The sequence below is a fragment of the Actinokineospora guangxiensis genome (assembly GCF_042657845.1).
GTDB lineage: Bacteria > Actinomycetota > Actinomycetes > Mycobacteriales > Pseudonocardiaceae > Actinokineospora > Actinokineospora guangxiensis.
Map to the genome: position 1 here is coordinate 502,218 of NZ_JBHSKF010000002.1, position 24,541 is coordinate 526,758.

The following is a 24,541-nucleotide window of genomic DNA, read 5'->3' on the forward strand; positions in this document are numbered from 1 at the left end:
CGAGGAGCGAGGTGAGCACCGTGACGCAGCAGGACACGACCAGGCCGTTCGGCCCGCCGGGCGACCGGCGGTACCGGCCGCCGACGCTGGCCGAGGCCGTCGCGGCCCGCGCCGCCGAGACGCCCGAGGCCACCGCCGTCGAGTGCGACGGCGTCGTGCTGACCCACGCCGAGCTGGACGCCCGCGCCGCCCGCCTGGCGGGCGCGCTGGCGGCCGGCGGGATCGGGCCGGGGACGGTCGTCGCCGTCGCCGTGCCGCGCTCGGTCGAGCTTGTCGTCGCGCTGCTCGGCGTGGTCAGGGCCGGGGCGGCGTACCTGCCGCTGGACCCGGACTACCCGGCCGAGCGGACGGCGCACATGGTCGAGGTCGGCGAACCCGCCCTCATCCTGGACACCGACCGGGTGCGCGCCCTCGCCGAGGACGGGCCGCCGCTGGCTAGCTGCCCGGCGCGGCCGGACGACGCCGCCTACGTCATGTTCACCTCCGGCACCACCAACAAGCCCAAAGGCGTGGTGATCACGCACCGGGCGATCGCCAACCGGCTCGCCGCCGTGCAGGAGCACTACCGCCTCGGTGAGCGGGACCGGGTCCTGCAGAAGACCCCGACCGGCTTCGACCCGTCGGTGGTCGAGGTCTTCCTGACCCTCGCGGCGGGCGCGACGCTGGTCGTGGCCCGCCCCGGCGGTCACCGCGACCCCGCCTACCTCGCGGTGACCGTCCGCGCCGAGCGGATCACGATGATCCGCTTCGTCGCCTCGATGATCCCGCTGTTCCTCGACGAGTACCTGCGCGACGGGCCGCGGGGCCCGCTGCGCCTGATGGCCTCCGAGGGCGAGGGGCTGCCGGTCGCGGTGGCCGACCGCTTCCGCGCCGCGCTCGGCGCGAGCGCCACGCTCATCACCGAGTACGGCCCGACCGAGGCCGCGGTGGGCGTCACCTGCCTGGCCTGCGGGCCGCGGGAGGGCACCGGGCTGATGCCGCTGGGCCCCACCACCCCGGGCGCGGGAATCCGGGTGCTCGACGCCGACCTGCGCCCGCTGCCGCCCGGCGAGGCGGGGGAGCTGTACCTGACCGGCCCGCAGCTCGCCGCCGGGTACCTCGGCCGCCCCGCCGAGACCGCCGCCCGCTTCGTCGCCGACCCGCACGGCGCGCCGGGGGAGCGGATGTACCGCACCGGCGACCTGGGCCGCACCCGCCCGGACGGCGACATCGACTTCCTGGGCCGGGTGGACGACCAGGTGAAGGTCCGCGGCCACCGGGTCGAACTCGGCGAGGTCTCCGGCGCGCTGCTCACCCACCCCGGGGTGGAGCAGGCCGCCGCCGTGGTGCGGACCGGGCCCTCCGGGGAGGCCGCCCTCGTCGCCTTCGCGGTCGGCACGGCCGCCCCGGCCGCGCTGGCCGCGCACTGCGCCAGGACGCTGCCCGCGCACATGGTGCCCGCGCACGTCGTCATGGTCGAGGCGCTGCCGCTGACACCCAACGGCAAGCTCGACCGGCGCGCCCTCCCCGAGCCCGCCGACCGGGCGCCGCAGGGCCCGCCGCCGCGCACGGCCGCCGAGGAGACGCTCTGCGCGCTGTTCACCGAGGTGCTGGGGGTCGCGCCGATCGGGGTGCACGACGACTTCTTCGCCCTCGGCGGCACGTCGCTGGGCGCGGCGCGCCTGGTCGCCAGGCTGCGCGCCGCGACCGGCGCCGCGGTGCCCGCCCCCGCGGTGTTCGCCGCGCCCACGGTGGCGGCCCTGGCGGGCGTCCTCGCGCGGGCCGGGACGGCCCGCCCCGGCCCGGCCGCCCGGCCGCGGCCCGCCCGGCCCGCGCTCTCGCCCGCGCAGCAGCGCCTGTGGTTCGCCCAGCAGTGGGAGGGCGGCGCGGCGCACGCCGTGCCCACCGCGTGGCGGCTGCGCGGCGACCTCGACGTGGCCGCGCTCGCCCTCGCCCTGTCCGATGTGGTCAAGCGGCACGAACCGCTGCGCACCGTGTACCCGGTGCACGAGGGCGTCCCCTACCAGCGGGTGCTGGACGAGTGCCCCGCGCTGGCGGTGTCGGACTGCCCGCCGGGGGAGGTCGGCGGACGGCTCCGCGAGCTGGCGGCCACCCCGTTCGATCTCGCCGCGCAGCCGCCGATCCGGGCGCACCTGCTCGCCACCGGCCCGAACGAGCACGTCCTGCTCGTGGTCGTGCACCACATCGCCACCGACGGCTGGTCGGCTACTCCGCTGCGCCGCGACCTGGCCACCGCCTACGCCGCCCGCCGCGCCGGGACCGCGCCCGAGTTCGCGCCGCTCCCCGTCGCCTACCTCGACCACGCCGGGTGGGCCGCCGAGCAGCTCGCGTCCACAGAGGAGGATCTCCTGGCGCACTGGGCGGCCGTCCTCGACGGGCTTCCCGCCGAGATCCCGCTGCCCGCCGACCGCGACACCAGGGCCCCCGGCGCCCGTCCCGGCGGCACCGTCGACCTCGACCTCGACGCCGATGCCGTCGCCGCCCTGGTCGAGCTGGCCCGCGGCGAGCGGGCGACCCCGTTCACCGCCCTGCACGCCCTCGTCGCCGCGCTGCTCTCGCGGCTCGGCGGCGGGACCGACGTGCCGATCGGCGGGATCGTGGCGGGCCGCGACGACGAGGCGGTCGCCGACCTGGTCGGCTACTTCGCCGGCACCGTGGTGCTGCGCACCGACCTCGCGGGCCGCCCGACCTTCCGCGAGCTGCTGGGCCGGGCCCGTGCCGTCGGCCTGGCCATGCACGCCCACCGCGACCTGCCCTTCGACCGGCTGGTGGCGCACCTGCGGCCCGAGCGCGCCCCCGGCAGGCACCCGCTGTGCCAGACCGTGCTCGTCCTGCAGCCCGACGCGGGCCCGGCGGCGGATTTCGCCGGGCTGGACTGCGCCGACGTCGCGGTGGAGACCGGCGCGGCCACAGTGGACCTCACCTTCGACTTCGCCGAGACCGCGGCGGGACCGCGCGGTGTCCTGCGCTACGCCGCCGACCGTTTCGACCGCGGCACCGCCGAGGCGCTCGCCGCCCGCCTCCGCGCGCTGCTCGCCCAAGCCGTCGCCGACCCCGACCGCCCCGTGGACGACCTCGACGTGCTGCTGGCGGGCGAGGCCGAGCCGCTGGGCGTCCCGCGGCCGGTCCCGGCGGAGTCGACCGTGCACGGCCTGGTGTCGGCCACCGCGGCCCGGACCCCCGACGCCCCGGCCGTCGTCTTCGGCGACACGACCCTGACCTACCGCGGCCTGGACTCCGCGGCCGACCGGCTCGCGCACCGGCTCGTCGCGGCCGGGGCGCGCCGCGGCGACGTGGTGGGCGTGCACCTGCCCAGGAGCGAGCGGCTGGTCATCGCCCTGCTGGCCGTCCTGAAGGCGGGCGCGGCCTACACCGTGCTCGACCTGGCGTTCCCGGCCGCGCGGCTGCGGTCGGTGCTCGCCGTGGCGGGTGCGCGCCTGGTGGTGGCCGAGGCGGACGCGACCGACCTGGGGCTGCCCGTCGTGCCGGTGGGGGACGTCCTGGACGACGGCACGGCGGTGGCCGGTCCGCCTCCGGTCGCCGTCGGCGCCGAGGACGCCGCCTGCCTGATCTTCACCTCCGGGTCGACCGGCGCGCCCAAGGGCGTCCTCGCGCCACACCGCGCACTGATCGGCTCGCTGGTGGACCAGGACTACTGCGGCTTCGGGCCCGGCGACGCGGTCGTGCAGAGCGCGCCGGTCTCCTGGGACGCCTTCGCCCGCCAGATCTTCGGTCCGCTGCTCGGCGGCGGCACCGTGCTGCCGCAGCCCGGCCAGCGCCCCGACCCTGCCGCCATCGCCGCCGTCGCCGCCCGGCACGGGGCCACGGTGCTGGACGCGGCGGGCAGCCTCTTCACCCACCTCTGCGACGAGCACCCCGCCGCCTTCGCGGGCCGCTCCTGGGCACTGACCGGCGGCGAGCCCGCCTCGGCCGCGCACCTGGCCGGGCTGCTGGGCAAGCACCCCGGACTGCGCGTCGTCAACGGCTACGGGCCGGTCGAGAGCATGGGCTACAGCACCGCGTTCCACGCCGCCGACGGCTGGAGCGGCGCGGCCGTCCCGATCGGCAGGCCCGTCGCGGGCAAGACCGCCGTCGTCCTCGACGAGCGGCTGCGGGTGGTGCCGCCCAACGTCGCAGGCGAGCTGTACCTGGCGGGCGTCGGCCTGGCACACGGCTACGCCGGGGCGGCCGGGATGACCGCGGAGCGGTTCGTCGCCGACCCCTCCGGCCCGCCCGGGGCCCGGATGTACCGCACCGGCGACCTGGCCCGCCGCACCGCCGACGGCCTGCTGGAATGCCTGGGCCGCACCGACGAACAGGTCAAGGTGCGCGGCTTCCGGGTCGAGCCCGAGGAGACCAGGGCCGCGCTGCTCGGCCTGCCCGGCGTGCGGCAGGCCGCCGTCGTGGTGCGCGAGGACCGCCCCGGCGACAGGCGCCTGGTCGGCTACGTCGTCGGCGCGGGCCTCGACGGCGACCGGGTGCGCTACGAAGCGGCCTGCCTGCTCCCCGACCACCTCGCCCCCGCCGCCGTGGTGGTGCTCGACGCGCTGCCGCGCACCCCCAACGGCAAGCTCGACCGCCGCGCCCTGCCCGCGCCGAGCGTCGCCGCGAGCACCGGCCGCCCGCCCGCGACCGAGGCCGAAACCGTCCTCTGCGGACTCTTCGCCGACCTGCTTGGCCTCGCCGCCGCCCAGGTCGGGGCCGACGACGACTTCTTCCGCCTCGGCGGCCACTCGCTGCTGGTCATGCGCCTGCTCGGGCGCGTCCGCCGCGACCTGGGGGCCGAGCTGACCGTGGCCACCGTGTTCGAGGCGCCCACCCCGGCCGCGCTGGCCGACCGACTCGCCACCGCCCCCAAGGCCAGGCCCGCGCTGCTGGCCAGGACCCGTCTGAAGGAGACGCTGTGAGCCCCCTGATCCCGCTTTCGCCCGCCCAGCGCGGACTGTGGCTGCTGCACCGCGTCGACCCGGCGGGCGCGGTCTACAACACCGCCCACCACGTGCGGCTGCGCGGCCGACTCGACACCGGGGCGCTGGCCGCCGCCGTCGCCGACGTCGCCGACCGCCACGAGACCCTGCGGACGGTCTTCCGCGAGATCGACGGCGAACCGCACCAGCACGTCCTGGACACCCGGCCCGCGCTGCGCGTCGTCGGGACCACCGCCGACGGACTGCGGGCCGCGCTGCGCGCCGAGGCTCGCGGCGCCTTCGACCTCACCGAGGACCCCCCGCTGCGGCCGGTGCTGTTCCGGGTGTCGGACACCGACCACACCCTGCTGCTGACGATGCACCACATCGCCACCGACGGCTGGTCGTGGCGGCCACTGCTGCGCGACCTCGCCGCCGCCTATTCCGCACGGTTCCTCGGCGGCGCGCCGGACTGGGAGCCGCTGCCGGTCCAGTACGGCGACTACACCCTGTGGCAGCGCGACGTCCTCGGCGACGCCGACGATCCCGACAGCGTCCTGGCCCGACAGCTGGACCACTGGCGGGCCGCGCTCGCCGACCTGCCCGTCGAGCAGGCGCTGCCCACCGACCGGTCGCGCCGCGCCGCGACCGGGCACGCGGGGGCCGCGGTGGCGGTCACCGTGCCCGCCGAGGTCACCCGCGGGCTGGCCGAGATCGCCCGGGAGGGCCGGGCGACCCTGTTCATGGCGCTGCAGGCCGCACTCGCCGCCCTGCTGGGCAGGCTCGGCGCGGGGGAGGACGTGCCGCTGGGCACCGCCGTCGCGGGGCGCGGCGACGAGGCGCTGGAGGAGCTGGTCGGGTTCTTCGTCAACACCCTGGTCCTGCGCGCCGACCTCGCGGGCGACCCGACGTTCCGGCAGCTGCTCGACCGGGTGCGCACCGCCGACCTGGCCGCCTTCGCCCACCAGGACGTGCCCTTCGACCGCGTCGTCGAGGAGCTGAACCCGCCGCGGCACCCCGGCCGCCACCCGCTGTTCCAGACCATGCTCGTGCTCCAGGGCGACGCCCCGGCGGACCTCGGCTTCGCCGGGCTCGACGCCGAGACGGGCACCGTGGAGCTGAACCCGGCCAAGTTCGACCTCACCGTCGACCTCGCCGAGACCCCCGACGGCGTGCGCGGCGAGCTGACCTACGCGGTGGACCTGTGGGACGAGGCCAGTGCCGCGGCCATCGCCGAGCGCTACCGCGCCCTGCTGGCCGCCGTCGCCGCCGACCCGGACACCCCGCTGTCGCGGGTCGCCGCCTGGCTGCCCGGCGAGGCCGAGCGCATGGCCGCCTGGAACGACACCGCGACCGCCATCCCGGACGCGCCGATCACCGCGCTGTGGGAGTCCCGTGTGGACAGCGACCCGGCCGCGACGGCGCTGCTGTCCGGCGGCGAGCCGGTGACCGCGGGCGAACTCGACGCGCACGCCAACCGGATCGCCCACCACCTCATCCGGCGCGGGGTCGTCCGCGGCGACCTGGTCGGGGTGTTCGCCGAGCGCGGCCCGCGGTTCGTGGCCGCCCTGCTGGGCGTGCTGAAGGCCGGCGCGGCCTACGTGCCGCTGGACCCGGCCCACCCCGACGGCCGCACCGCCGCCGTCATCGCCGAGTCCGGCGCGCGGCTGGTGCTGACCGAAGCCCCGCTGGCGGGCCGCCTGCCCGAGGACACGCCCACCGCGCTGATCGCCGACACCGGCACCGAGCCCGAGCACCGTCCCGCCGTGCGCGTGAGCGCCGCCGACCTCGCCTGCGTGCTCTACACCTCCGGCTCCTCCGGCAGGCCCAAGGGCGCGGTCTCCAGCCACGAGGCGACCGTGCGCACCTTCTACGGGCAGGACTACGCCGACTTCGGCGGCGTCTGGCTGCAGACCGCGCCGGTGTCCTGGGACGGGCTGTCGCTGGAGCTGTGGCCGCCGCTGCTGCACGGCGGGGTGTGCGTCCTCGCGCCGGGGCAGACCCCCGACCCCGCGGTGATCGCCGAACTGGTCGCCGCCCACGCCGTGGACTCGGTGTGGCTCTCGGCGAGCCTCTGCGCCGCCGTGCTCGACACCCATCCCGAGGTCTTCTCCGTGGTCCGCCAGGTGCTGACCGGAGGCGACCGCCCGTCCGCCCCGCACCTGGCGACCCTGCTGCGCGAGCACCCGCACGTGCGGCTCGTGCACGGCTACGGGCCGGTCGAGTCCATGGTCTTCGCCACCACCCACCAGGTCGGGCCCGCCGACGTCACCGGCGCGCTGGTCCCGATCGGCGCGCCCATCGGCAACACCCGGGTGCACGTCCTGGACGCGCACCTCGCCCCGGTCCCGCCCGGCACGCCGGGGGAGGTGCACATCGGCGGGCTGGGCCTGGCCTACGGCTACGCGGGCCGCGCCGCCGCGACCGCGGAGCGCTTCGTGGCCGACCCCTTCGCCGACGGGCAGCGGCTCTACCGCACCGGCGACGTGGCCCGGTGGCGGGCCGACGGCACGCTGGAGTTCCTCGGCCGCGCCGACGACCAGGTCAAGATCCGCGGCTTCCGGGTGGAGCCCGGCGAGGTGGCCGCCGCCCTGCTCACCCACCCCGAGGTCGGCCAGGCGGTGGTCGAGGCCCGCGAGGACGCCGCGACCGGCACCCGCCTGCTCGCCTGGGTGGTGCCCGCGCCCGGCGGCGGGCCGACCGAGGCCGGGGTGCGCGCCCACGCCGCCGAGCGGCTGCTGGAAGCGATGGTGCCCGCCGCGGTCGTGGTGCTCGACGCGCTCCCGCTGACCGCCAACGGCAAGCTCGACCGCCGCGCCCTGCCCGTCCCGGCCGCCGCGGTCGCCCGCGGCAGGCCACCGCGCGACGACCGCGAGCGGGTCCTGCTCGGCGTCTTCGCCGACCTGCTCGGCCGCGACCCCGGCTGTCTCTCCGCCGACGACGACTTCTTCGCCATCGGCGGCCACTCGCTGCTCGCCGCCCGCCTCGTCGCCAGGGTCCGCGCGCTGTTCGGCGTCGAACTCGGGCTGCGCGCGGTGTTCGACGGGGCCACCGTCGCCAAGCTGGCCGCCCGGCTGGACACCCTCGATCCGGCCCGGCGCGCGGTGCGCCCGGCGGTGCGGCCCGAGCGGGTTCCGCTCTCGCCCGCCCAGCGCAGGCTGTGGCTGCTCGACGGCGTGCGCGGCGGCGACGCGGGCTACAACGTGCCGATCGCCCTGCGGCTGCGCGGCCCGCTCGACGTCGCCGCCCTGCGCGCGGCGCTGGCCGACGTGGCGGGCAGGCACGAGGCGCTGCGCACGGTGGTGTCCGATGTGGATGGAGAGCCCGCGCAGCTGGTGCTGCCCGCCGGGCCGGTGGCGCTGCCGCTCACCCGCACCGGGGACGTCGCCGCCGCCGTGCGGGAGGCCGCCGTGCGCCCGTTCGACCTCGCCCACGACCTGCCGCTGCGCGCCGAGCTGTTCGCCGCCGACGGCGAGCACGTGCTCCTGCTGACCCTGCACCACATCGCGGGCGACGGCTGGTCCGTCGCGCCCCTGCTGCGCGACCTCGACACCGCCTACACCGCCCGCGCCCAGGGCGCCGCGCCCGCGTGGGCCCCGCTGCCCGTGCAGTACGCGGACTTCGCCGTCTGGCAGCAGGACCTCCTGGCCGACCCCGGGCTCGGCAGGCAGGTCGAGCACTGGCGCCGCGCCCTCGACGGCATGCCGGACGAGGCCACCCTGCCCGGCGACTTCCCCCGGCCCGCCGAGCCGAGCCACCGCGGCGGCTCGGTCCGCTTCGAGATCCCCGCGCGAGTCGCCGAGGCGCTGACCGCCGCCGCCCGCGCCGGGCACGCCACCCAGGCGATGGCCGTGCAGGCCGCCTTCGCCGCCGTCCTGTCCCGGCTCGGGGCGGGCGACGACGTCCCGATCGGCATCGCCGTCGCCGGACGTGGCGACGCCGCGCTCGACGATCTCGTCGGCTTCTTCGTGAACACCCTGGTCGTGCGCGCCGACCTCGCGGGCGCACCGACGTTCCGCGAGCTGGTCGCCGCGGTGCGGGAGTCCAGCATCGCCGCGTTCGCCCACCAGGACGTGCCCTTCGAGCGGGTGGTGGAGGAGCTGAACCCGCCCCGCGCGCTCGGCAGGCACCCGCTGTTCCAGGCGATGGTGGTCGTGCAGAACAACGCCGAGGCGCACGCCCGCCTCGGCGGACTGGAGGTCGAGCGGCTCGACGTCGACCGGCGCACCGCCAAGTTCGACCTCACCCTCTCGGTGCGCGCCGCCGCCGACGGCGGACTCACCTGCGCCGTCGAGTACGCCGCCGACCTCTACCTGCCCGCCACGGCCGAGGACTTCGCCGACCGGTTCGGTCGGTTTCTGAGCGCCGTCGCCGCTGACCCGGACCTGCCGGTCACCGATGTCGACCTCGTGGACGACGAGCGCGTCCCGCTGGGCGGTCCGTGGGCGGGCGAGCCCGCGTGCGTGCACGAGCTGGTCGCGCGCCAGGCCCGGCTGCGCCCGGACGCCCCCGCGATCGTCTTCGACGGCGAGACCACCGACTACGCCGCCCTCGACGCCGCGGCCGAGCGCGCCGCGGCCGTGCTGGCCGCCCACGGCGTCGGGCCGGGGACCGTGGCAGGCGTCTGCCTGCCGCGCGGACCCGGCTTCATCGCGACCCTGCTCGGGGTGCTCAAGCGCGGGGCCGCCTACCTCGCCCTGGACCCCGACCACCCCGCCGAACGGCTGGTCGACCTCGCCCGCCGCGCCGACACCGTCGTCACCGTGGTCGACGCCGACACCGGTCCGGCGCTGTCGGTGCTGCCCCTGCTCGACCACGCGACCATCACCTCCACAGCGGACTTCACGGCCGACGTGGTCGCGGCGCGGCCGCAGGACCCGATGTGCGTCATGTTCACCTCCGGCTCGACCGGCGTCCCCAAGGGCGTGGTCATGCCGCACCGGGCGGTGGTCGCGACCCTGACCGGGCAGGACTACGCCGGGTTCGGTCCGGGCGAGGTGTGGCTTCAGTGCGCGTCGGTGTCCTGGGACGCCTTCGCCACCCAGGCGTTCGGGCCGCTGATGGCGGGCGGCACGGTCGTGCTCCAGCCCGGCCAGCGCCCCGACCCCGCCCGCATCGCCGACCTCGTCGCCCGGCACGGCGTCACCGTGCTCGACGCGTCGGCGAGCCTGTTCAACCACCTGTGGGACGAGCACCGGGCCGCGCTCGGCGGCGTGCGCTGGGCGCTGACCGGCGGCGAGGCCGCATCGGCCGCGCACGTTCGGGCCGTGCTGTCCGGCATCCCCGGGGTGCGGGTGGTCAACGGCTACGGGCCCGCCGAGAGCATGGGCTTCACCACCACCTTCACCGTCCCCGACGACTGGTCCGAGCACTGGGTGAGCGTGCCCGTCGGCACACCCGTGGCGGGCAAGCGCGCGATCGTCCTCGACGAGCGGCTGCGGCCGGTCCCGGCGGGCGCCGCCGGTGAGCTGTACGTCGCCGGGCTCGGCCTCGCCCACGGCTACCTCGGCCAGCCCGGCGTCACCGCCGAGCGGTTCGTCGCCGACCCGTTCGGCGCGCCGGGGGAGCGGATGTACCGCACCGGCGACCTGGTGCGCCGCCGCCGCGACGGGCTGCTGGAGTACCTCGGGCGCGCCGACGACCAGGTCAAGATCCGCGGCTTCCGGGTGGAGCCCGGCGAGGTCGCCGCCGCCCTGCGCGCCTGCCCCGGCGTGCGCGGCGCGGAGGTCGTGGTGCGCGACGGGCGGTTGGCCGCCTACGCCACCGGCGACACCGAGGCGGCGGCGCTGCGCGCCTTCGCCGCCGCGCGGCTGCCCGAGCACCTGGTGCCCTCGACGTTCACCGTCCTCGACGCGCTGCCGCTGACCGCCACCGGCAAGCTCGACCGGGCCGCCCTGCCCGAGCCCGAGGTCGTCTCCGGGACCGGGCGCGCCCCCCGCACCCCGCGCCAGGTCATCCTGCGAGGCCTCTTCGCCGATCTGCTCGGCCTCCCCGACGACCGGGTCAGCATCGATGACGACTTCTTCGCCCTCGGCGGGCACTCGCTGCTGGCCGCCCGGCTCGCCGCCCGGGTCCGCTCGGTGTTCGGCGTCGAACTGGGCCTGCGCGAGGTGTTCCTGCACCCCACCCCGGCCGGGATCGACGCCCGCGTCGACTCCCTCGGCGCGGCCCGCCCGCCGGTCCGCGCGGTCCGGCGCCCCGACCCGGTGCCGCTGTCGCCCGCGCAGCGCGGCCTGTGGGTGATCGACCAGCTCGACGGCGCGGACGCGCACGGCCGCTACGCGGTGCCCGCCGCGCTGCGGCTGCGCGGGCTGCTCGACGTGCCCGCCCTCGCCGTGGCGCTCGCCGACGTCGTCGGCAGGCACGAGGTGCTGCGCACCCGCTTCCCCGAGCACGACGGCGTCGGCGTGCAGGAGATCCTGCCGCCCGGCCCGGTGCCGCTGCCGGTCCGCGAGCTGACCGAGGCCGAGCTGGCCGCCGCGCTCGACGCCGAGGCGCGGGCGCCGTTCGACCTCGCCTGCGCACCGCCCGTGCGCGCTCGGCTCTACCGCATCGGCGAGCGCGAGCACGTCCTGCTGCTGGTGCTGCACCACATCGTCACCGACGGCTGGTCCTGGCGTCCGCTGCTGCGCGACCTCGCCGACGCCTACGCCGCCCGGCTGGTCGACGCCGGTCCGGAGTGGACCCCGCTGCCGGTGCAGTACGCGGACTTCGCGCTGTGGCAGGAGGGGTTCCTCGGCGACCCGGCGGAACCGGGCAGCGTGCTGGCCACCCAGCTCGCCCAGTGGAAGGAGGCGCTGGCCGGGCTGCCCGAGGAGACCCCGCTGCCGGTCGACCGCGCCCGGCCCGCCGTCCCGACCCGCGCGGGCGGGCAGCTGCCGGTCTCGCTCGGCGCGGAGGCGCACGCCCGGCTGGCCGCCCTGGCCCGCGAGTGCGGCGCGACGGTGTTCATGGCCGTGCAGGCCGGGATGGCGCTGCTGCTGAGCAGGCTCGGCGCCGGGGCGGACGTGCCGCTGGGCACGGTCGTCGCGGGCCGCGGCGACGAGGCGCTGGAGGAGCTGGTCGGGTTCTTCGTCAACACGCTGGTGCTGCGCACCGACGTCTCCGGCGATCCGACCCTGCGCGAGCTGGTCACCCGGATCCGCCGCGCCGACCTGGCCGCCTACGGCCGCCAGGACGTGCCCTTCGACCGGGTGGTCGAGGCGGTGAACCCGGCCCGCTCGCCCGCCCGGCACCCGCTGTTCCAGGTGTTCGTGGTGCTGCAGAACACCGAGGCCGCGGCCAGGGAGCTGGCGGGGCTGGCCGTCGAGCCGGTGGACACCGCGGTGGCCGGGGCCAAGTTCGACCTGGCCATGATGCTGACCGAGACCTTCGCCGCCGACGGCTCCCCGGCGGGCCTGACCGGGGCGCTGGAGTACTCGGCCGACCTGTTCGACGCCGAGTCCGCCCACGCCATCGCCCGCCGCTTCGAGCGGGTCGTCGCGCACGTCGCCGCCGACCCGGACGCGCCGGTCTCGGCCGCCGCGCTGCTCTCGGCCGCCGAGCTGGACAGCCTCGCGGACTGGAACGCCACCGCCGCCGACTACCCGGCGGAGAAGTCGATCGCCGAGCTGTTCGAGTCCCGTGTGGACGCCGCGCCGGAGGCCGTCGCCCTGCTGTTCGGCGAGCGCTCGGTGAGCTTCGCCGAGCTGGACGCCGCGGCCAACGGGATCGCCTGGCGGCTGCTGGCGCGCGGAGTCCGCCGCGGCGAGCCGGTCGGCGTCCTGGTGGAGCGCGGCCCGGAGTTCGTCGCCGCGCTGCTCGGCGTGCTCAAGGCGGGCGCGGCCTACGTGCCGCTCGACCCGTCGCACCCCGCCGAGCGGATCGCCGCCGTGGCAGGGGAGGCCGGGCTGCGGCTGCTCGTCTGCCACGGCCCGACGGCCGACTCCGTCCCCGACGGCGTGTCCGCGCACCCGATCGACGGCTTCACCGCCACCGCCCGCCCCGGCGTGCGCGTCGGCGGCGACGACCTGGCGTGCGTGCTGTTCACCTCCGGGTCGACGGGCAGGCCCAAGGGGGTGCTGTCCTCGCACCGGGCGACCGTGCGCACCTTCTTCGGCCAGGACTACGTCGACTTCGGCGGGGTGTGGCTGCAGACCGCGCCGGTGTCCTGGGACGGGCTGTCGCTGGAGCTGTGGCCGCCGCTGCTGCACGGCGGGACCTGCGTGCTCGCCCCCGGGCAGTCGCCCGACCCCGCCGTCATCGCCGACCTGGTGCCCCGGCACGGCATCGGCACGGTGTGGCTGTCGGCGGGCCTGTTCGCCGCGATGGTCGACACCCACCCCGGGGTGTTCGCCGTGCTGCGGCAGGTCATGACCGGCGGCGAGGCCCCGTCGGCGGCGCACATGGCCGCCGTCCTGCGCGAGCACCCCGGCCTGCGCCTGGTGCACGGCTACGGGCCCGTCGAATCGATGGTGTTCGCCACCGCCTGCGACGTCGGCGCGGAGACGGTCGCGGTCGCCGCCGAGGGCCGGGCGGCCGTGCCGGTCGGCGGGCCGATCGCCAACACCCGCGTCGCCGTGCTCGACGCCCTGCTGGCCCCGGTGCCGCCCGGCGTTCCCGGCGAGGTCTACGTCTCCGGCGACGGCCTCGCCCACGGCTACGCGAGCAGGCCGGGGCTCACCGCCGAGCGCTTCGTCGCCGACCCGCACGGCGCGCCCGGCGCCCGCATGTACCGCACCGGCGACCTCGGCCGGTGGCGGCGCGACGGCTCGGTGGAGGTCATCGGCCGCGCCGACGACCAGGTCAAGATCCGCGGCTACCGGGTCGAGCCCGGCGAGGTCGCCGCGGTCCTGACCCGGCACGACGCGGTGGCCCAGGCCGCCGTCGTCGTGCACGACGACCCGGTCACCGGCAAGCGCCTCATCGCCTACGCCTGCCCGGCCGCCGGGGCGCGCCTCACCGAGGCCGACGTCCTGGCGCACGCCAGGGCGTCGCTGCCCGACTACATGGCCCCGTCCGCCGTGGTGCTGCTCGACGCGCTCCCGCTGACCCCCAACGGCAAGCTCGACCGCCGGGCGCTGCCCGCCCCCGCCGCCGCCGTGTCCTCGGGCCGGGCCCCGCGCACCGGCAGGCAGGAGATCCTGTGCGGGATCTTCGCCGACCTGCTCGGCGCGCCGTCGGTCACCCTGGACGACGACTTCTTCGCCCTCGGCGGGCACTCCCTGCTGGCGGCGCGGCTGGTCGCCCGGCTGCGCGCGGTGTTCGGCGTGCGGGTCAGCCTGCGCGAGGTCTTCGACGGGCCGACCCCGGCCGCGCTCGACGCCCGGCTGGACACCGCCCGCACCTGCGGGATCGCGCTGACCCCGATGCCCAGGCCGCAGCGGCTGCCGCTGTCCTCGGCACAGGCGCGGCTGTGGGCGCTGGACCGGGTGCACGGTCCGGGCGCGGCCTACAACGTGCCGGTGGCGCTGCGGCTGCGCGGCGCGCTGGACGTGCCCGCGCTGCGCGCCGCGCTGGCCGACGTCATCGCCCGGCACGAGCCGCTGCGCACCCTGTTCCCGGAGGCCGACGGCACCCCGGCGCAGCTGGTGCTGCCCGCCGCCGAGCCCGCCATCACCCGGCTGGAGTGCGCCGAGGCCGACGTGCCCGCCCACGTGGCGGCCGCGGCCCGGGTGCCCTTCGCCCTCGCCGAGGACGCCCCGCTGCGGGTCACCCTGCTGGCCGTCGGACCCGAGGAGCACGTGCTGGTCCTGGTGCTGCACCACATCGCGGGCGACGGCTGGTCCATGCGCCCGCTGCTGCGCGACCTCGCCGACGCCTACGCCGCCCGGCTGGGCGGCGCCGCGCCCGGCTGGGCGGCGCTGCCGGTGCAGTACGCCGACTACACGCTCTGGCAGCGGGCCGCGCTCGCCGAGGGCGGCCTGCTGGAGTCGCAGCTGGCGCACTGGCGGGGCGCGCTGGCCGGGCTCCCGCCGGAGGCGACCCTGCCGTTCGACCGGCCGCGGCCCGCCGTCGCCTCCCACCGCGGCGACTCGGTCCCGCTCACCGTGGACGCCGATGTCCACAGGGGACTGGTGGCGCTGGCCAGGGCGACCGGTTCGACGGTGTTCATGGTGCTGCGCGCCGCGTTCGCCGCCCTGCTGGGCAGGCTGGGCGCGGGCGCGGACGTGCCGCTGGGCACCCCGGTCGCCGGTCGCGCCGACGAGACGCTGGACGAGCTGGTCGGGTTCTTCGTCAACACGCTGGTGCTGCGCACCGACCTGACCGGCGACCCGACCTTCCGGGAGCTGGTCCAGCGGGTCCGCGAGACCGACCTGGCCGCCCACGACAACCAGGACGTCCCGTTCGAGCGGCTGGTCGAGGACCTCAACCCCGCGCGCACCCCGGCCCGGCACCCGCTGTTCCAGGTGATGGTGGTGCTGCAGAACGGCGGCGGGACCGACGCCGCCGCCAGTCTGGCCCTGCCGGGTGTCGAGGTGGCCGCCGAGCCGGGGGCCGACACCGGCGCGGCCAAGTTCGACCTGACGCTCGGGCTGTCCGAGCGCTTCGCCGACGGCCTGCCGTCGGGGGTGTCCGGCGCGCTGGAGTACGCCACCGACCTCTACGACCGCGAGACCGCGGTCGCGGTCGTGGAGCGGCTGGTCCGCTTCCTGGCCGCGGTCGCCGCCGACCCCGACGTGCCGATCGGCGCGGTCGACCTGCACACCGCCGAGGAGCGCCACCGCCAAGCCGTGCTGTGGAACTCCGCCGGGCGCTGCCCGCACCCGGAGGCCACCCTGCACGGCCTGATCGCCGAACTGGCCTCGGCCGGAGGGGACCGGCCCGCGCTGCTCGGAGCCGACCGGCTCTCCCGCGGCGAACTGGACGCCGAGTCCGACCGGCTCGCCCGGGCCATCCTCGCCGAGGGCGTCACGCCCGGAGCCGCGGTCGCGGTGTGCCTGCCGCGCGGGGCCGACCTGGTGGTGGCCGTGCTGGCCGTGCTCAAGGCCGGGGCGGCGTACGTGCCGGTCGACGTCGACCACCCCGCCGAGCGGGTCCGCGCCCTGCTCGCCCAAGCCCGCCCGGCGCTCTCGCTCGTCGGCCCGGACACGCCCGCGGCGCTGCTGGCCGCGGTCGGCCCGGCGATCGGGGTGGCGGCGCGGGCCCGGGGCACGGCGGTCCTGCCCGTCGTCCCCGCCGACGCCGCCGCGTGCGTCATGTTCACCTCCGGCTCCACCGGCAAGCCCAAAGGCGTCGTGGTCTCCCACCGCGCGCTCGTGGCCACCCTCACCGGGCAGGACTACGTCGGGTTCGACGAGGACGCGGTGTGGTTGCAGTGCTCCCCGGTCTCCTGGGACGCCTTCGCCCTGGAACTGTTCGGCCCGCTGCTGGCGGGCGCGGCCTGCGTGCTGCAGCCCGGCCAGTCGCCGGACCCGGCGCGCATCCGCGACCTCGTGGAGCGCCACGGCGTCACGACGATGCACGTCTCGGCGAGCCTGCTCAACTTCCTGGTGGACGAGCACCCGTCGGTGTTCGACCGCGTCCGCGAGGTGATGACCGGCGGCGAGCCCGCCTCGGTCGCGCACCTGCGCGCCCTGCTGGCCCGGCGGCCGGACCTGGCCGTGGTCAACGGGTACTCCCCGCTGGAGAACACCATCTTCACCCTGTGCCACCGGGTGGGGCCCGCCGACCTCGACGCCGTGTCGGTGCCGGTCGGCAGGGTGCTGGCCGCCAAGGGGGTCCACGTGCTCGACGCCCGGCTCGCCCTCGTCCCGCCGGGCACCCCCGGCGAGCTGTACATGGCGGGCGACGGGCTCGCCCACGGCTACCTCGGGCAGCCCGGCGCGACCGCCGAGCGGTTCGTGGCCAACCCCTTCGGGCCGCCGGGATCACGCCTCTACCGCACCGGCGACCTGGTCCGCCAGCGCCGCGACGGGGTGGTCGAGTTCCTGGGCCGAGCCGACGACCAGGTCAAGATCCGCGGCTTCCGGGTCGAGCCGACCGAGGTGCGCGCGGCGCTGGCCGCCGCCGACGGGGTGCGGCAGGTGGAGGTCGTCGTCCGCGAGGACGTGCCGGGCGACAAGCGCCTGGTGGCCTACGTCGTCGGGGACACCGACGGGCTGCTCGGGTTCGCCGCGGACCGCCTGCCCGCGCACCTGGTGCCCTCGGCGGTCGTGGCGCTGCCCGCCCTTCCCCGCACCCCCAACGGCAAGCTCGACCGGGCCGCGCTGCCCGCCCCCGCCGCGCCGTCGGCCGCGGAGCGGGCCGCGCCCGCCTCGCCCGAGGCGGAGAAGCTGTGCGCGCTGTTCGCCGAAGTGCTCGCCCTGCCGTCCCCGGTGGGCGCAGGCGACGGGTTCTTCGCCCTCGGCGGCCACTCCATCCTCGTCATGCGGCTGGTGGCCCGCATCCGCTCGGTCTTCGGGGTCGAGCCCGCCGTGCGCGCCGTCTTCGAGCACCCCAGCCCCAACGCGCTGGCCGCGCACCTGTGCGGCCTCACCGCCGCCCCGACCTCCCGCCCCCGGCCCGCTCTGCGGTCCCGCCCCCGGTCCTAAGAGGAGCCCGCCGTGCCGATCCCCCTGTCCTACGCCCAGCAGCGGCTGTGGTTCCTCGACCGCGTCGAGGGTGCCGGGTCCGCCTACAACATCCCGCTCGCGCTGCGCCTGCGCGGCATGATCGACGTGACCGCGCTCGAACGCGCCCTGGGCGACGTCGTCGGCAGGCACGAGGCGCTGCGCACCGTGTTCCCCAGCCACGACGGCACACCCCACCAGCGCGTCCTCGACGTGACCGAGGCCAAGCCGGTCGTGTCCGCGCTGCTTCCCCGCGACGGCCAGACCGTCGGCGAGGCGCTGGCCGCCGCCGCGGTCGCGGTGTTCGACCTCGCCGAAGACCTGCCCATCCGCGCGCACCTGGCCGCCGACGGCCCCGACGAGCACGTGCTGCTGCTGGTGCTGCACCACATCGCGGGCGACGGCGGATCGATGGGGCCGCTGCTGCGCGACCTGTCCACCGCCTACACCGCCCGCGTCGGCGGCCGAGAGCCGGACTGGGAGCCGCTGCCCGTCCAGTACGCCGACTACGCCTTGTGGCAGCAGGATCTCCTCGGCTCCGACAGCGATCCGACGAGCCTGGTCAGCGCCCAGCTCGCGCACTGGCGCTCCGCGCTCGCCGGGATGCCCGAGGAGATCCCGCTGCCGCTGGACCGGCCGAGGACCGAGGACGCCGACGCGGCGGGCGGCCTGGCCGTCGCCGACCTCGACCCGGCCACCGCCGCCGCGCTCGGCATGCTCGCCCGGGAGTCCGGCTGCACCCTGTTCATGCTCGCCCACGCCGCCTTCGCCGCCCTGCTCACCAGGATGGGCGCGGGCACCGACCTGCCCATCGGCACCGTCGTCACCGGCCGCTCCGAGGACGAACTGGACGAGTTGGTCGGGTTCTTCGTCAACACGCTGGTGCTGCGCACCGACACCGGCGGCGACCCGTCCTTCCGCGCGCTGCTCGACCGGGTCCGCGACCTGGACCTCGACGCCTACGCCCACCAGGACGTCCCGTTCGACCGGGTCGTCGAGGAGCTGAACCCGGCGCGCGCCGCGGGCCGACACCCGCTCTTCCAGGTGATGGTGCTGGCCGAGGCGGGCGCGCTCGGCGACGGCGCGCCACTGGCGCTGCCCGGCCTCACCGCCGAGGTCGCGCCGATGGGCACCGGCTCGGCCAAGTTCGACCTGACCCTCGCCCTGCGCGCCGGGGAGTCCGGCCTGCGGCTCACCCTGGAGCACCGCACGGCGCTGATGGACGCCGACACCGCGCGGGCGCTGCTGGAGCGGCTGGCCAGGCTGCTCGACCACGCCGCCCGCGACCCCGAGGTCCCCCTCGGCGACCTCGACTTCCTCGCCCCCGCCGAACTGGCCGCGCTGCTCGACGTGCGGGAGCCGGTCACCGCCGCGGGCACCGTGCCCGAGATGGTCGACCGCCAGGCCGCCCGCACGCCGGAGCGGACCGCGCTGGAGATGGGTTCCCAGACGCTCACCTACGCCGAGGTCGCCGCCCGCTCCACCGGCCTCGCCCGCGCGCTCGCCGCCCGCGGCGTCCGGCGCGGCGACGTGGTGGCCGTGCACGTGGCCCGCGGGCCGGACATGGTCGTCGCGCTGCTGGGTGTGCTCAAGGCGGGCGCGGCCTACACGATGCTCGACGTCGACTTCCCGGCCGCGCGCCTGGAATCCGTGGTCGCCAAGGTCTCCGCGCGCCTTGTCCTCACCGACGGCGCGCAGTCGATCGACCCGGAGGGCACCACCGTCGTCGCACTGTCCGAACTAGACGGAGCGCCCGGCGCGGACCCCACCCCGCCGGGGTGGGAGGACCCGGCGTGCGTCATGTTCACCTCCGGCTCGACCGGTGCGGCCAAGGGCATCGTCACCCCGCACCGCGCGCTGGTCGCGACCTTCACCGACCAGCACTACGCCGGGTTCGGTCCGGACGAGGTGTGGCTCCAGTGCGCCCCGGTGTCCTGGGACGCCTTCGCCACCCAGGTGTTCGGCCCGCTGATGGCGGGCGGCCGGGTCGTGCTGCACCCCGGCCAGCGGCCCGAGCCCGCGGTGATCGCCGCGCTGGTCGCCGACCGGGGCGTCACGGTGCTCGACGCGTCGGCGAGCCTGTTCAACCACCTGTGGGACGAGAGCCCCGAGGTGTTCGCGGGCGTGCGGTGGGCGCTGACCGGCGGCGAGGCGGCCTCGCCGGGACACACCCGGGCCGTGCTGGCCGCGGTGCCCGGCGTGCGGGTGGTCAACGGCTACGGGCCCGCCGAGAGCATGGGCTTCACCACCTACTTCGACGTGCCCGCCGACTGGCCCGGCGCCTCGGTGCCCATCGGCGGCCCGCTGCGCGGCAAGCGCGCCGTCGTGCTGGACGAGCGGCTGCGGCCGGTGCCGCCGGGCGTGGTCGGGGAGCTGTACGTCTCCGGCGCCGGCCTCGCGCACGGCTACGTCGGGCAGCCGGGGCTCACCGCCGAGCGCTTCGTCGCCGACCCGCACACCCCGGGGCAGCGGGTGTACCGCACCGGAGACCTCGTGCGCCGCCGCCGCGACGGCGCGCTGGAGTACCTGGGCCGCGCCGACGACCAGGTCAAGATCCGCGGGTTCCGGGTCGAGCCCGGCGAGGTCGAGGCCGTCATCGCCGCGCACCCCGCGGTCGCCAGCGTCGCGGTGATCGCCCGCGAGGACGGTCCCGGCGGCAAGCGGCTCGTCGCCTACGCCGCGCCCGTCGCCTGCGCCGAGCCCACCGCCCGCGAACTGGTCGACTTCGCCGCCGACCGGCTGCCCGAGCACCTGGTGCCCGCCGCGCTGGTCGTGCTGGAGGCGCTGCCGCTGACCGCCAACGGCAAGCTCGACCGCCGCGCCCTGCCCGCCCCCGAGCGCACCGCGGCGGGCGGCAGCGCCCCGCGCACCCCGCGCCAGGAGATCCTGTGCGGGCTCTTCGCCAAGGTGCTGGGCCTGGCCGAGGACGTCGGCATCGACGACGGGTTCTTCGAGCTGGGCGGGCACTCGCTGCTCGCCGCTCGGCTGATCGGCTCGCTGCGCACCGTCTTCGGCGTCGAGCTGGGCATCCGCGACCTGTTCCGGCACCCGACCGTGCGCGGCATCGACGCCCGCCTGGACAGCACCCGCGCCCTGCGGGCCGCGCCCCGCCCCGAGCACCGGCCGCAGCGGCTGCCGCTGTCCCCGGCGCAGCGCGGCATGCGGCTGGCCGCCGAGGCCGCCGACAACAAGGCCGCCTACAACGTGCCCGTCGCCCTGCGGCTGCGCGGCGACCTCGACGTGCCCGCCCTGCGCGCCGCGCTGCTGGACCTCGCCACCCGCCACGAGGCGCTGCGCACCCTGCTGCCCGGCGAGGACGGCCGCTGGCACCAGCTCGTCCTCAGCCCGGAGGAGCTGCCGTTCGAGTTCAGCGCGGCCGACTGCGCCGAGGCCGACCTCGCCGCCGCGGTCGACGCGGCGGGCAGGCGGCCCTTCGACCTGGCGCGGGACATGCCCTTCCGGGCGACCCTGCTGCGGCTGGCCGAGGACCACCACGTGCTCGTGCTGGCGCTGCACCACATCGCCACCGACGGCTGGTCCACCGGCCCGCTGCTGACCGACCTGGCGGCGGCCTTCACCGCCCGCGCCGAGGGCGGCGCCCCCGACTGGGCGCCGCTGCCCATCCAGTACGCCGACCACGCGCTGCGCCAGCACGCCCGCCTCGGCGACCCCGACGACCCGGACAGCCCCGTCGCCGAGCAGGCGGCCTGGTGGGCGACGGCGCTGGCGGGCGCGCCCGAGGAGTGCGCCCCGCCCGGCGACCGGCCGCGCCCGGCCACCCCGAGCAACATCGGGGCCGAGGTGCTGGCCGAGGTCTCCGCCGAGACACACCGCCGCGTCGTGGCCATCGCCAAAGCCAACCAGGCCACCGTGTTCATGGTGCTGCAGGCCGCCCTGGCCACCCTGCTGGCCAAGCTCGGCGCGGGCACCGACATCGTCGTCGGCACCGCCGTCGCCGGCCGCGCCGACGAGGACCTCGACGGCCTGGTCGGGCTGTTCGTCAACACCCTGGCGCTGCGCGTCGACGTCTCCGGCGACCCCGACTTCGCCGGGCTCGTCGGCAGGGTCCGCGACTCCGACCTGGCCGCCTACGCCTGCCAGGACGTGCCGTTCGACCAGGTCGTGGAGCGGGTCAACCCGAACCGCTCGGCCGCCCGGCACCCGCTGTTCCAGGTGTCGATGGCCCTGCAGGACGGGGTCGACGGGGTGGCGGGCGACGCGCTCGCCCTGCCCGGCGTGACCGTGGAGAACGTGCGCACCACCACCGGCGGCGCGAAGCTCGACCTGTCCATCGGCTTCGGCCAGACCACCGCCGCCGACGGCGGCCCCGGCGGCCTGCGCGCCTGCCTGGAGTACGCCGTCGACCTCTGGGACGAGGCGGGCGCGCGCACCCTCCTCGACCGCCTCGTCGGGCTGCTCGACGCGCTGACGGCCACCCCCGACGCGCCGCTGAGCCGCATCGACGCCGTCACCGCCGAGGAACGCGACGCCGTACTGCGCCGGTGGAACGACACCGCCGTCGCCCACGGAGACCGGCCGGTCCACGAGACCGTCGCCGAGGTGGCCCGCCGCACCCCGTCGGCCACCGCCGTCGCCGCCCACGACACCACCCTCACCTACGCCGAACTCGACGCGCTCGCCGAGCGCACCGCGACCGAGCTGCGCGAGCACGGCGCGGGCCGCGGGGCCGTCGTCGGGGTCTGCCTCGACCGCGGGGCCACCGGCATCGCCACCCTGCTCGCCGTCCTCAAGACCGGCGCGGCCTACCTGCCGCTCGACCCCACCTACCCGGCCGACCGGCTGGCCTACATGCTCGCCGACGCCCGCTGCCCGGTCGTGGTCACCCAGCGCTCGCTGGCCCACCTGGTCACTGGCGTCCCCACCCTCGTCGTGGACGACCCCGCGACCACCGGGAATCCGGCCCACCAGGCCGAACGCCCGTGCGCCCGCGCCGAGGAACCGGGCGATCCCCGGCCAGGCGCGCCGCGCGTGCACCCCGCCGACGCCGCCTACGTCATCTACACCTCGGGCTCCACCGGCAGGCCGAAGGGCGTGGTGGTCGAGCACCGCGCCCTGGCCAACCTCGTCGGGTGGCAGATCCGCGCGTTCGGCCGCGACCCGGCCGACCGGGCCAGCCACCTGTCCGCGCAGGGCTTCGACTTCGCCGTCGCCGAGATCTGGCCGACGCTGGCGGCGGGCGCGGCGCTGCACCTGCCCGCGCAGTCGGTGCTGGAGGACGCCGCCGCCCTGCCCCGCTGGATCGCCGACGAGCGGATCACCCTCTGCTCGCTGGCCACCCCGCGGCTGGAAGCCGCCTTCGACGAGCCCGCGCTGGCCGCGTCCTCGGTGCGGGTCATGCTGACCGGCGGCGACGTGCTGCGCCGCCGCCCGCCGGAGGGGTCGCGCTACCGGCTGCACAACATGTACGGCCCCACCGAGTGCGCGGTGATCTCCACGTCGGGCCCGGTCGGCGACGGCGACGAGCCGCCGTCGATCGGCCGCCCGGTCGACAACCACCGCGTCTACGTCCTCGACCAGCGGCTGCGCCCGGTCCCGCCCGGTGTCGTCGGCGAGCTGTACATCGCCGGGGCCGGTCTGGCGCGCGGCTACCTCGGCCAGTCGGCGCTGACCGCGACCCGGTTCGTCGCCGACCCGCACGGCGGGCCGGGGGAGCGGATGTACCGCACCGGCGACCTGGCCCGCTGGCGGCCGGACGGCGAACTCGCCTTCGTCGGCCGGGCCGACACCCAGGTCAAGATCCGCGGCCTGCGCATCGAGGTCGGCGAGATCGAGGCGGCGCTGGCCCGCTGCCCCGGAGTCGCGCACACCGCGGTCGCGGTGCGCGAGGACCGGCCGGGCAGGCAGACCCTCGTCGGCTACCTCGTGCCCGCCCCGGGCGCCGACCCCGACCCGGCGGCCGTGCGCGCCCAGACCGCCCGGTTCCTGCCGCGCTACATGGTGCCCGACGCCTGCGTCGTGCTCCCCGCGCTGCCGCTGACCCGCAACGGCAAGCTCGACCGCGCCGCGCTGCCCGCGCCGCCGAGCGCGTCCGCCGCCGTCGGCCGGATGCCGCGCAACGTCCGCGAGACCACGCTGTGCGGGCTCTTCGCCGAAGTGCTCGGCCTGGACGCGGTCGGCGTGGACGACGGGTTCTTCGACCTGGGCGGGCACTCGCTGCTCGCCGCGCGGCTCGTCTCCCGCATCCGCGCCGTCCTCGGCGTGCGCGTCGAACTGCGCACCCTGTTCGACTCGCCCACGGTGGCCGCGCTCGCCGAGCGCCTCGGCGCGGCGACCGTCGCCGTGGGCGACCCGCTCAGCGCGCTGCTGCCGCTGCGGGCGGGCGGCGACAAGCCGCCGCTGTTCTGCGTGCACCCCGGCGCGGGCATCGGCTGGGACTACTTCGGGCTGCTCCCGCTGCTCGAACCCGACCAGCCGGTGTACGCCCTGCAGGCCAGGGGCCTGGTCGACCCGGACGCCATGCCCGCCACCGTCGCGGAGATGGCCGATGACTACCTGGCGCTGATCCGCGAAGCCGCCCCGAACGGGCCGTACCACCTGCTCGGCTGGTCCTTCGGCGGCGTCGTCGCCCACGAGGTGGCGGTGCGCCTGCGCGCGGCGGGCGAGCGCGTCGGCCTCTTCGCCGTCCTCGACGGCTACCCCATGCCCGAGGGCATGCCCAGCGCCTCGGCCGCGGACCCCGGCCTGCTCGGCAGCCTGCTGCTCTCCCTCGGCCACAGCCTCGACGGCCACAGCCTGGAACACGGCGTCTCCCGCGCCGACTTCGCCACCCGGCTCGCCGACGGCGGCGGCCTCCTCGCCGAACTCGGCCCCCGCCTGAGCACCCTGCCCGACGTCTTCGCCGCCAACGTCAACCTCCACAACAGCCACCGGCCGTCCTTGCTGGACGGCGATGTGGACGTCTTCCACGCCACCGCCGACAAATCCCCGACCGACCCCCTGCCCACCTCCTGGCGTCCCCACGTCTCCGGCCGCCTGGACGTCCACGAGGTCCCGGTGACCCACGGAGCCATGACCCGCCCCGAACCCCTCGCCGAGATCGCGGCCGTCATCACCGCCCGCATCGCCGCCACTTCCTGAAGGAGA

Annotated in this window: 3 protein-coding genes; all 3 read left to right on the forward strand. The window is 77.1% G+C overall.

All coding sequences use genetic code 11. From position 1 onward, the window contains the following. Nucleotides 1–11: 11 nt before the first annotated feature. The 3 genes from ACFPM7_RS05895 to ACFPM7_RS05905 are packed head-to-tail and all read left to right on the forward strand — an operon-like array spanning nt 12 to nt 24,535. Nucleotides 12–4,907: an amino acid adenylation domain-containing protein gene (locus ACFPM7_RS05895; protein ID WP_378244635.1), complete on the forward strand. Its 4,896-nt coding sequence runs from the start codon at nt 12–14 to the stop codon at nt 4,905–4,907. Continuing rightward, nucleotides 4,904–17,419 carry a non-ribosomal peptide synthetase gene (locus ACFPM7_RS05900; RefSeq protein ID WP_378244637.1) on the forward strand — a complete coding sequence of 4,172 codons (12,516 nt, stop codon included), beginning with the start codon at nt 4,904–4,906 and terminating at the stop codon, nt 17,417–17,419. The genes ACFPM7_RS05895 and ACFPM7_RS05900 overlap by 4 nt, the downstream gene beginning before the upstream one ends. A 12-nt stretch (nt 17,420–17,431) precedes the next feature. Next, nucleotides 17,432–24,535, forward strand: coding sequence for an amino acid adenylation domain-containing protein (locus tag ACFPM7_RS05905; RefSeq protein ID WP_378244639.1), 7,104 nt, complete (start codon nt 17,432–17,434; stop codon nt 24,533–24,535). Nucleotides 24,536–24,541: the final 6 nt, after the last annotated feature.